The organism is Anaerosolibacter carboniphilus (assembly GCF_014205875.1).
In the GTDB taxonomy this organism is placed as follows: domain Bacteria; phylum Bacillota; class Clostridia; order Peptostreptococcales; family Thermotaleaceae; genus Anaerosolibacter; species Anaerosolibacter carboniphilus.
The window spans coordinates 1-9,719 of sequence record NZ_JACHEN010000061.1; the positions used below are offsets into that span (position 1 = coordinate 1).

Genomic DNA, 9,719 nt, shown 5'->3' on the forward strand with positions numbered 1-9,719 from the left:
CTTTTCTTTGGCTTATTTGTTATGCCTATTTTCTATCAACTTGATTTCTCTAGCTTTTTTAAAAAATTTATATTGACTTTTGGTGGCTGGTCTACGGTTTTTCTCTAGTCTTAACCTGCGCATGTTAGCGCGCAATGTCTATTTAATGTGCAAAATCCACATGATTCTAAAACATAGCTATTGAAAAAATATATTTTAAAATTGACAAAAGGCAAAATAAATAATACGATATACGTATAATATGATACTCGTATTATATTTAAGATAAGGAGTGATTATTTTGGATGAAATGAAGCTCATGCATCGATTGATAGAAATCTTCAAATACAAGGAGCAATATCAGTTGGGAACCAGCCAGCTTCATCCCCAAGATATGTATGTGTTGGAGCGGATCTATTTTGAAAAAAGAATACGGGTCATGGATATTTCAAAGACCTATCATATCCCCCCTTCAACCTTAACGGGGATCATGGATCGTCTCTATGAAAAAAGGTATATCCAACGCATTCGTAGTGAAGAAGATCGCCGTGCGGTGGAGCTTATGGTGACGGAATCAGGAACGATGATCGTAGAGCAGCATATCGAGGAGGATCGTCATTTTGTGAAAAACTTCTTTCATACATTGGATTCTAAGAAGCGGGAAGAATTACACCAGCTGTTGGAAGAATTAGTTACGAAAATAGACGAAGATACTTTATTTGTAGAGAAAGGAGATTCGTGATGAGAGAAATCATTTCATATTTTTTAAAGATTGGATTGCTAGGCTTTGGAGGGCCCATGGCCCATATCGCCATGATGGATGAGGAATTGGTAGAGAAGCGGAAATGGACCAGTAAGGAGCAATTTATGGAGGGCCTTGCCGTATGTCAAATCTTACCTGGTCCGGCGTCTACTCAATTGGGCATTTATTTAGGATATTTAAGGGGAGGACTTATGGGAGGTATTTTAGCAGGATTCTGCTTTATCTTACCAGCCTTTATCCTGATTACAGCTTTGAGTTATTTCTATTTTAAATATGGTGCCGTGCCCCAAATACAAGGTGTACTATATGGAATCAATGCCTTGGTGATTGCTTTGATTACAAACTCTCTCTTGAAAATGGGCAAGTCATCCATCAAAGATCGGGTTGGCAGTATCATTATGGTCTTAAGTGCTGCTGCTATTTATGGGTTAAAGATGAACCTGCTGGCAGTTCTAATCATCGGGGGATTGGTTGGAATCCTTGTATATTATCAATGGCCAAAATCTAAGAAAACCTATATGACCTTGTTGCCTCTGGCTTTGGTAGAACCAACCATAGGGAAGCTATTTACATTCTTCTTAAAAGTAGGATCATTTATTTATGGTGGAGGGCTTGTAATCATCCCATTTATTGAACAAGAAGTAGTAGGAAAGCTGGGTTGGCTGACACAACAAGAGTTCTTGGCCGGTATATCCTTTGGGCAGGTTACGCCTGGTCCTGTAGTGATTACATCTGCCTTCATCGGATATAAAGTGTTCGGCGTTTTGGGTGCTGCTGTCGCTGCTTTGGGAATATTTATTCCATCCTTCGCTTTTATCCTTATTGCAACGCCCTATCTAGGAAAAATCAGAGAAATTCCATGGGTAAAAGGATTCTTAACAGGAATAAACGCTGCGGTGATCGGTGCAATCCTAGCTTCTGTGCTGCAATTGATACCTTCGGCAATCATAGATGTTTGGACGTTGTTGATTGCAGGAGCAGGTTTTATTGCCCTGTGGAAATATAAGGTGAATTCATTTTATGCCATAGCAGCTTCTGCCATATTAGGGCTAGGTATTCAGTATTTCATATAAAAATGAGAGGGGAGGTATATGGATGAAAAGTGTTTTTCAATTAAAACAAATTCAATATAAGGATATACTACAGGTAGAGCACATGGATATACCCCTCCATAGGATTACCTGCATTGTAGGAGAGAGCGGCAGCGGAAAGACCACATTGTTAAAGATGTTAAATGCACTCATTAGTCCTACCCAGGGAGAAATATACTTTCAAGAAGAAAGAATACAAGATATGGATTCCGTACAACTACGACGGAAGGTGATTATGCTGGGACAAAACCCTGTGGTCTTTCCATCAACCATTCGTGATAATTTTCATGCTGCCTTGGGTTTTTCAGAGAGAGCACTGCTTCCAGATCAAAAACTGGAGGAATATTTGAGGATGGTTCACTTAAATAAAAGTCTAGATCAGACAGTGGAAAGTCTCTCGGGTGGTGAAAGGCAAAGACTGGCCCTCGCCAGGGTTTTTGCATTAGATCCGGAAGTATTATTGCTGGATGAACCCTCTTCAGCCCTAGATGAGGAAACAGAAATCTTTATTATTGAAGAAACGGTGAATTATGCAAAAAAATTCAATAAGACTGTGATCATGGTAACCCACTCCAAGTTGATTGCGGAAATCTACGGCGAAAATATTATCAAGATTAGCAAAGGACGATATGTAAGGGAGGAGGGACAATAAATGAGCGGCATCATTGATTTAGGAATTTGGCAGCTTCTGTCTGCTTATATTTTCGTAGTTTTTTTATTGATAATTGTTCGAATAAAGGGCATTTCAAGGGAAAAAGAGATTCTGATTAGTTCTGTTCGAATGACCTTACAGTTGATCTTGGTGGGGTATATATTGGCCTATTTATTTGAGAATGATCATCCAGGGTATACCCTGTTGGTGATTGGTGTCATGGAAACCTTCGCCATATTCAATATCTATACACGGGTGAAAGGAAAGCTATCCGTGAAGCTGAAGAAGGTAATTGCCCTTTCAATGGCTGCAGGGACCCTTATTTCTATAGCCTACTTTCTCTTTGTTGTCATTCAAATTACCCCTTGGTATAAGACGCAATATTTTGTGCCCCTGGCAGGGATGATTATTGGAAACTCCATGACGGGGATTGCCCTAGGGGTAGATCGATTGGTGGATGGAATGAAGACGAAAAGAGATATGGTTGAGACAGCCTTGATGTTGGGCGCTACACCGAAGATGGCTTCTAAAACCATTGTAGACCATGCTTTTGATTCTGCTATTATGCCTACTATTAATTCTATGGTGGGTATGGGGATCGTCTTTCTACCAGGAATGATGACAGGACAAATTTTGTCTGGTACATCTCCACTGACGGCCATAGAGTATCAGATAGCCATCATGCTTGGAATTTTGGGCAGCGTATCCCTCACTGTTTTTTTATTTGTCCAATTGGGATACCAATCCTTTTTCAACCAGAAAAAACAATTGATAGTAAATGAGTAAGAAAATGAGGTTTTCGAGGAAGAATACAAAAACTCAAAAAGAGATAGGGAAAAATTCCCTATCTCTTTTTCAATATAGTATAATGGAAATATATGTAATTAACTATCGATACCTATATAATGAAAAGAAAGGAGGACTGGTACATGATAAGGTATCTGAGAAAAAGATATTTTGGATTATATGTACTGATATTACTTTTGATGATAGGCTTCCAACTTTATCTATATGTAAATCCTATCAGCAATCTAAGTTCATCCTTTGGAAGTATTCATTTTGAAAGTAATCATCAAGATCATAAGATCAAAGAGCTTAAATATATGATAAGTATTAGAAATTCTTCGGATAAGAAGATTCTCTTCCACGCAGTGATCACAAGACCAAAAGCCGATTGGTATCCATATCTGGACAGTATCCCAGAAAAATACTATTCCGACCTTATGACCATTGACCCAAAGCAAGGAGGGATTTATGAAATAGAAGATACCTACCACTCTCAAGATCATAGAATAACGGGGGGAAGTTTAGGAGATTTAAAAGTGGAATTTATCTCTGAAGAAGAGTATCAGAAATTATTTAAGAATGATTCAAAGGGACAGGAGTAGAAAAATATGACGAAACTGCAACGGTCGGACAGGGGCGTCCGACTCTACGAAACCGCAAAAAATCATGTTTTTGTAGGGAACGATGCCCCCATCGTTCCGAAAAAGATAGGGATTCAAAGCCACGGAACGGCGAGGGCTGATCCCTACGATATGCCACATTCTTTATTTACAAGGACGCGTTAATAGAAGTAAATAAGTAAAAATATTACAGTTGCATTACAGTTTATGGAAGTGTAACTTTTTTTTTACAATGTTGTAGTATAATTTAAAGGAAATGGAAAAAAATCGTATTCATGGGGTGATGTGGATGACAGCCTTTTTTTATATCCTTTTTGGTGTGGGGGTTCTATATTCGGTGATTACTTTTCTTTTAGGGCAGTTGCTAGACTTTGTAGAGGTAGATATAGATTTTGATGATGATGGCTTGTTTGATGCCCAAGTCTCACCCTTTAAACCAATGATGATCGCCACCTTTCTAACAACCTTTGGCGGATTGGGATTGATTTTTCAGTATAAAGGACAATGGCATCCAATTTTCATTGTGGTTGTGGCATTGGCAGGGGCTTTGGCCCTTTGTGCCATTATTTACTTCGCTGTGATGGTGCCTTTGTATAAGGCCCAGAATACCAGCGCCGTTGCCCAGAGTCGCGTCATTGGCTATCGGGGCAAGGTAACGATTCCTATTAGAGAAGGTAAGTTCGGCAAAATTACCTATATCATCAATGGTAACACCTACTCAGCTCCAGCCAAATCATTTTCAGGTAAGGAGTTCCAGGCAGGAGAAGAGGTGTTAATCATAGATATACAAAAAAACGTCTACTATGTAGATGGAACAAAAAAAGGAGGCATGTAAATGAATATCACAGGATTTATAGGGGTGGTACCGATTCTCATTGTCACAGTCGTAATTTTACTGATGATTGGTATTGTTACCATGTGGCGAAAGGTATCACAGGATAAGGCATTGGTCGTAACAGGTCTTAAGAAACGTGTTATTTCAGGGGGCGGGGGATTGGTCATTCCTCTCTTCGAAAAGACAGATAGAATTTCCTTGGAGAACATGAAAATTTATGTAAAAACAGATGGAGCACTGACCGAGCAAGGGGTTGACATCAAGGCAGATGGTGTTGCCGTTATGAAGGTTAAATCCGATAGGGAATCCATATTGGCCGCCATGGAACAATTTAATACGGGAAATGAAAAGGAAACCATTGAAGTAATCAAGGACACTGCCAGAGACGTGCTGGAAGGTAAATTAAGAGAGATTATTTCTACCATGACGGTGGAGGATATTTATAAGAACAGAGAAAAATTTGCTTCTCAGGTTCAAGAGGTAGCAGCTTTAGATCTTGCTGAGATGGGACTTGAAATTAAAGCATTTACCATTCGAGACATTTCAGATAATAATGGGTACTTAGAAGCATTGGGTAAGAAAAGAATCGCAGAAGTAAAGAGAGATGCGGAAATTGCAGAGGCCAGTGCAAGGATGGAGACCAAGATTAAGACAGCTGAGGCCAACCGAGAAGGAGAGGCGGCCAGCCTTATCGCTGAAACCCAGATTGCAGAATCTGAAAAAGTAAAAGAGCTGAAGGTGCAAGCCTACAGAAGAGAGCAGGAAAGTGCTAAAGCGGGTTCTGACCTGGCTTATGAAATCGAATCGAATAAGGTAAGAAGAGAAGTTGCAGAAACCCAAATGCAGGTAGAAATCACCAAGAAACAAAAAGAAAAAGAACTGGCCGATGCAGAAATGCAGGTTCAGATTACTCGAAAGCAAAAAGAAATTGAACTAGCTGAACAAGAAGCGTTGAGAAGGGAAAAGGAACTGGAAGCTACGGTGAAGAAACAAGCGGAAGCGGAAAAGTATCGATCGGAGAAACTGGCTGAAGCAGAGCGGTATAGAGAGATTCAGGATGCCGAAGCCAAGGCCAACGCCATTCGTCTAGAAGGTCAGGCAAGGGCGGAAGCCAGGAAAGCAGAAGGTATGGCAGAGGTAGAGATTATTCGTGAAAAGGGTAAAGCGGAGGCAGAGGCCATGATGAAGAAGGCCGAAGCCTACAAGCAGTACAATGAGGCTGCCGTGACACAGATGATCATTGAGAAACTGCCAGAACTCGCAAAAGCCATTGCAGAGCCATTATCCAAAACAGAGAAGATTGTCATTGTAGATTCTGGAGAGGGCGGCAAGGGAGCAGGCAAGGTAACTTCCTATGTAACGGATATCATGTCATCCTTACCAGAAACCATTGATGCTGTAACAGGGATCAATCTCTTAGAGATGTTAAAGACAAAGAAAATTGAGCCAACGGTACTTGAGGATGTAGCACTGAAGCGCGCCCAAGTGCTCCTAGAGGAAAAACAGGAGAACTAGCATAACTAGAAAAGAGGATTCTTTCAAGAAAAAGGAATCCTCTTTTTGCTTTCGCAAATTGAACAATGAAAAATGATTATACCTTTGCAGCGAGGGTATAATGAGTAAGGAAACATATTGATGGAAGGAGAACATAGCTATGAATACAAAAAGAACAGGTGTTGTTACCATGAAAGGGAATCCTTTGACCCTTGTGGGAAATGAAATAAAGGTAGGAGATCAAGCGCCAGATTTTACGGTATTGACTAATGATATGCAGCCATATACCTTAAAGGATGCCGATAACAAAGTGAAGATCATCAGTGTAGTACCATCGTTAGATACAGGGGTTTGTGAACTTCAAACCATTCATTTTAATCAAGAAGCTGCAGATTTAGGGGATGTAAAAATATTGACAATCAGTGTGGATCTTCCCTTTGCTCAAAAAAGGTTCTGCGGAGCCAAGGGAATTGATAAGGTAATCACGCTATCAGATCATAGAGATTTATCCTTTGGTCTACATTATGGGTTTGTTCTTGAAGAGTTAAGGCTGTTAGCCAGGGGTGTCGTGGTCATTGATCAAGACAATGTGGTACGATATGTGGAGTATGTAAAAGAGGTTGCAGAACAGCCAGACTATGATAAGGTACTGGAAGTGGTAAGACAGCTGGTCTAAGGATATATGCTTAATAAGAAAACAAACGGGTTTCCCCGTTTGTTTTTTTATTAAGCATAAATGTAGATAACCTGAGTGACAATATAAGAGAATAAATGTAATCATAGGAGGCCGTTTATGGAGAATACTACTGACAATCAGTTGCAAAGATATAGAATGTCCATTTTCAAAGAAGTAGCCAAACTAGCATGGCAAGGGAAGTTAGAAGAAGGAATTGAAGATTTACCGGATCGAATTTTGGGAGAAGATATTCAGGATGAGAAGGAGAGAAAAATTGTAAGAAATTATATACGTATGGCCATGGGGGTAGATCCTACTTATGAGGATCATCATCTTAAAGAGGATGTGGAAAAGGCGCTGCATCTTAGCAAAGTAGAAAGCCCTCTGGTGGCAGTTATCCAAAATATATGTGAAGAATGTCATCGCTATCATGGGGATGACATTTATGATGAGGATTGTCCAAGGGGATATCTAGACTGTACAAAGGCAGAACATAAATGTCTTGGTTGCGGAAAGTGCATTGGGGAATGTCCATTGGGAGCTATTTCAGATAAGATTGAGTTTATTCCTATCATAAAGATGCTTCAAGAAAAGAAACAGCCTATATATGCTACCATCGCACCTGCCTATATAGGACAACTAGGAGAGCATATGACACCAGGAAAAATGCGGTCAGCCTTGAAATGGATGGGTTTTACGGACATGATTGAGGTGGCCGTATTTGCAGATATTTTAACGGTAAAAGAAGCCTATGAATTTGACCACATGGTAAAAACTGAAAAGGATTTTTTTATTACCAGTTGCTGCTGTCCTGTATGGGTAGGCTTGATTCAGAAGAATTTTAAGGATATCGAAGATCATGTATCGCCTTCTGTATCACCCATGATTGCATCGGGCAGAGTATTAAAGGCTTTAAATCCTGATGCCAAGGTGGTTTTTATCGGACCATGTATTGCAAAAAAGGCTGAGGCAAAAATTGAAGAACTAAAGGATGCTATTGACTATGTGCTAACATTTAGAGAACTGCATGAAATATTTGGAGCTTTGGAAATTGATCTAGACGCTTTAGAGGAAGATCATCGGGAGGAGGCTTCTTTTGCAGGGAGAGTATATGCAAGGACTGGTGGTGTGAGCAAAGCTGTGGAATTATCAGTCAACAGAGTTGTTCAGAGGAAAATTCCCTTCAAGTCCATTTGTTTTGATGGAGCTAAAGACTGTAAGGATGGACTTAAGCGTCTTATAGAAGGCGAGATCGAGGCCAACTTTATTGAGGGAATGGGTTGTGTAGGCGGTTGCGTGGGTGGGCCCAGGACGATTGCTTCCATCGAAGAGGCAACGGAAAAAGTAAATCGCTATAGTGAGTCTACACCAATGAAAACACCCTTTGATAACAATAATGTACTGCAATTGATTACCAGTTTAGGATTAAAAAGGCTGGAATCTTTGGAAGATGAAGAGAGTATCAAAAATTTATTGGTTAGAAACCTCAATGAATCATAAAAGGGCATAAAACGATGCCCTTTTGTCATATGAAGGGGGAAAACGTTGCAAAGTGCAGGAGGTTGGTTTTGTATGAAACGAATGGAAGTGGTATACTTTTACCCATAAAGTAACCATTGAGATAAAGAAAGGGGAACAAAAAATGAATTTAGTGAAGCAGTTTATGACATTATTTCTAGTACTATTTCTTGGAGATATTGTGGCTTATGTTCTTAAAATACCGATCCCTGGGAATATTTTAGGAATGCTGCTGCTCACCATAGGGTTGACGAAAGGATTCGTTCAATTAAAGGATGTAGAGGAGGCAGGGAAAATACTGCTGGACCATTTACCTATATTTTTCATACCAGCATCTGTAGGGATTATGTTGTACTTTGATTTGATTCGATCACAATTGGCAGGTATACTAATACCAACTATTCTAAGCATCATTATTGGATTATATGTTACAGGAAAAGTAGTAGATTTTTTTGTGAAAAAGAATGGAGGCAAAGTAGATGCTTGATTATATAGAAAATAATGTTGTCTTCAGTGTTCTGATAAGCCTGGGAGCTTTCTTCATTGGGCAAATAATAAATAAAAGATTGAAGCATCCTATCTTTAATCCTTTTCTTATTGCCATCAGTTTGATTATGATCATCTTAAAAGCAACGGGTTTAAGCTATGAGGTCTATAAGGACCAATCTGCTGTGTTGAGTATTTTATTAGGACCTGCAACTGTGGCATTGGCTATTCCTTTATACAAGAATATTGATATTTTGAAAACAAATTTTAAAGCTATTTTTATTGGAATAATAGCAGGTGTTACCGCTTCTATTTCTTCTGTGATGGGAATAGGCTATCTGCTAGGGACCCAGAAGGAGATTGTATATTCGTTGGCACCTAAGGCGGTTACAATACCCATTGCCATAGAGGTATCAAGAGTAATTGGTGGTATACCCTCTCTTACGGCAGGATTGGTTACGATAACAGGTGTTTTTGGAGCGTGCTTTGCCCCTGAGATATTACGCTTCTTCAACATAAAAAGCGCTGTAGCCAAAGGAATTGCTATTGGAACCACGACCCATGCCCTTGGCACAAGTAGGGCTTTCCAAGAGGGAGAGATAGAGGGGGCCATGAGTAGCCTTGCAATTGGCATTGCTGGAGTGGCTACTGCATTTGTCGTACCTTTCATGGCCCATATGTTTCAGTAGCAGAAAAAGATAAAACGTATAAAAAAAGCGCCTTTAGGTTCTAATGTTGCATCAAAGAAATAATTACAGATTGACAATGGAAAAATTTTAATAATGAAAAAAAGAACCTCTTTTGCTTTAATGGAAGTAC

11 protein-coding genes are annotated in these 9,719 nt (G+C 39.6%); all 11 read left to right on the plus strand.

Going from position 1 to position 9,719, the window contains the following annotated elements; genetic code table 11:
- Positions 1 to 289: 289 nt before the first annotated feature.
- The 11 genes from HNQ80_RS25205 (at position 290) to HNQ80_RS25255 (ending at position 9,589) form a co-directional block, all read left to right on the plus strand.
- Positions 290 to 721, plus strand: a complete 432-nt coding sequence (locus HNQ80_RS25205; RefSeq protein WP_243183569.1) for a MarR family transcriptional regulator — start codon at positions 290 to 292, stop codon at positions 719 to 721.
- The gene (chrA, locus tag HNQ80_RS25210) at positions 721 to 1,815 is read left to right on the plus strand and encodes a chromate efflux transporter (protein WP_184313976.1); all 1,095 of its coding nucleotides are present in this window, start codon (positions 721 to 723) and stop codon (positions 1,813 to 1,815) included. Before HNQ80_RS25205 ends, chrA begins: the two co-directional genes overlap by 1 nt.
- Before the next feature lie 22 nt (positions 1,816 to 1,837).
- Positions 1,838 to 2,485: an ABC transporter ATP-binding protein gene (locus HNQ80_RS25215; protein WP_184313978.1), complete on the plus strand. Its 648-nt coding sequence runs from the start codon at positions 1,838 to 1,840 to the stop codon at positions 2,483 to 2,485.
- Positions 2,486 to 3,271: an ABC transporter permease gene (locus tag HNQ80_RS25220; RefSeq protein ID WP_184313980.1), complete on the plus strand. Its 786-nt coding sequence runs from the start codon at positions 2,486 to 2,488 to the stop codon at positions 3,269 to 3,271.
- Positions 3,272 to 3,414: 143 nt separating this feature from the next.
- A complete protein-coding gene (locus HNQ80_RS25225; RefSeq protein ID WP_184313983.1) occupies positions 3,415 to 3,873 on the plus strand; it encodes a hypothetical protein in 459 nt (152 codons plus the stop codon).
- 307 nt (positions 3,874 to 4,180) lie between these two features.
- A complete protein-coding gene (locus HNQ80_RS25230) occupies positions 4,181 to 4,726 on the plus strand; it encodes a hypothetical protein (protein WP_184313985.1) in 546 nt (181 codons plus the stop codon).
- Positions 4,727 to 6,241 carry a flotillin family protein gene (locus HNQ80_RS25235; protein ID WP_184313987.1) on the plus strand — a complete coding sequence of 505 codons (1,515 nt, stop codon included), beginning with the start codon at positions 4,727 to 4,729 and terminating at the stop codon, positions 6,239 to 6,241.
- A 139-nt stretch (positions 6,242 to 6,380) separates the two neighbouring features.
- Complete coding sequence (gene tpx, locus HNQ80_RS25240; protein WP_184313989.1) at positions 6,381 to 6,896, plus strand: thiol peroxidase; 516 nt, start codon at positions 6,381 to 6,383, stop codon at positions 6,894 to 6,896.
- A gap of 117 nt (positions 6,897 to 7,013) precedes the next feature.
- A complete protein-coding gene (locus HNQ80_RS25245) occupies positions 7,014 to 8,396 on the plus strand; it encodes a [Fe-Fe] hydrogenase large subunit C-terminal domain-containing protein (protein ID WP_184313991.1) in 1,383 nt (460 codons plus the stop codon).
- A 142-nt stretch (positions 8,397 to 8,538) separates the two neighbouring features.
- On the plus strand, positions 8,539 to 8,901 hold the full coding sequence (locus HNQ80_RS25250; RefSeq protein ID WP_184313993.1) for a CidA/LrgA family protein: 363 nt from the start codon (positions 8,539 to 8,541) through the stop codon (positions 8,899 to 8,901).
- Positions 8,894 to 9,589, plus strand: a complete 696-nt coding sequence (locus tag HNQ80_RS25255; protein ID WP_184313995.1) for an LrgB family protein — start codon at positions 8,894 to 8,896, stop codon at positions 9,587 to 9,589. The genes HNQ80_RS25250 and HNQ80_RS25255 overlap by 8 nt, the downstream gene beginning before the upstream one ends.
- Positions 9,590 to 9,719 lie beyond the last annotated feature (130 nt).

Excerpts from the sequence above, each read along its gene's own strand:
- HNQ80_RS25215 (WP_184313978.1), top strand. The coding sequence starts at position 1,838 with ATGAAAAGTGTTTTTCAATTAAAACAAATTCAATATAAGGATATACTA.
- HNQ80_RS25220 (WP_184313980.1), top strand. The coding sequence starts at position 2,486 with ATGAGCGGCATCATTGATTTAGGAATTTGGCAGCTTCTGTCTGCTTAT.
- HNQ80_RS25205 (WP_243183569.1), top strand. The coding sequence starts at position 290 with ATGAAGCTCATGCATCGATTGATAGAAATCTTCAAATACAAGGAGCAA.
- HNQ80_RS25235 (WP_184313987.1), top strand. The coding sequence starts at position 4,727 with ATGAATATCACAGGATTTATAGGGGTGGTACCGATTCTCATTGTCACA.
- HNQ80_RS25250 (WP_184313993.1), top strand. The coding sequence starts at position 8,539 with ATGAATTTAGTGAAGCAGTTTATGACATTATTTCTAGTACTATTTCTT.
- chrA (WP_184313976.1), top strand. The coding sequence starts at position 721 with ATGAGAGAAATCATTTCATATTTTTTAAAGATTGGATTGCTAGGCTTT.
- HNQ80_RS25230 (WP_184313985.1), top strand. The coding sequence starts at position 4,181 with ATGACAGCCTTTTTTTATATCCTTTTTGGTGTGGGGGTTCTATATTCG.
- HNQ80_RS25255 (WP_184313995.1), top strand. The coding sequence starts at position 8,894 with ATGCTTGATTATATAGAAAATAATGTTGTCTTCAGTGTTCTGATAAGC.
- HNQ80_RS25245 (WP_184313991.1), top strand. The coding sequence starts at position 7,014 with ATGGAGAATACTACTGACAATCAGTTGCAAAGATATAGAATGTCCATT.
- tpx (WP_184313989.1), top strand. The coding sequence starts at position 6,381 with ATGAATACAAAAAGAACAGGTGTTGTTACCATGAAAGGGAATCCTTTG.
- HNQ80_RS25225 (WP_184313983.1), top strand. The coding sequence starts at position 3,415 with ATGATAAGGTATCTGAGAAAAAGATATTTTGGATTATATGTACTGATA.